Here is a 302-nt window from a genome sequence, read left to right as displayed (position 1 = left end):
TGTACTGGGACAGGACGTTGGTAGCAGGCGTGTTGGCTTGATGTGAGGAGAACCTCCGGGTGGGGTGTGGCTTGTCTAGGTCCACCACCGTCCGGAGGTTCTCGTGTCCCACCGTAATGCCCGTACGACGTTTCACGGCCGGCTGCTGATGGTGCGCCGGTATCAGGCTGGTTGGCCCAAGGCCCATATCGCGAAAGCGATGGGGGTTTCGCGTAAATGCGTCCACACCTGGATCAGTCGTTTTGAGACCGAGGGTGAAGACGGTCTTCACGACCGGTCCTCGCGGCCGCATACCAGTCCGA

The 302-nt window shown here is 60.9% G+C and carries 1 protein-coding gene; it reads left to right on the top strand.

Annotation, left to right across the window (positions count from 1 at the left end; all coding sequences use genetic code 11):
* Positions 1 to 148: 148 nt before the first annotated feature.
* Positions 149 to 302, top strand: a 154-nt coding sequence (locus CQY20_RS34105; RefSeq protein ID WP_420093252.1) for a helix-turn-helix domain-containing protein, incomplete at its 3' end; no start/stop codon positions are given.

Source organism: Mycolicibacterium agri, assembly GCF_002553505.1.
GTDB lineage: Bacteria > Actinomycetota > Actinomycetes > Mycobacteriales > Mycobacteriaceae > Mycobacterium > Mycobacterium agri.
This window is presented reverse-complemented; position numbering and strand designations above follow the sequence as displayed.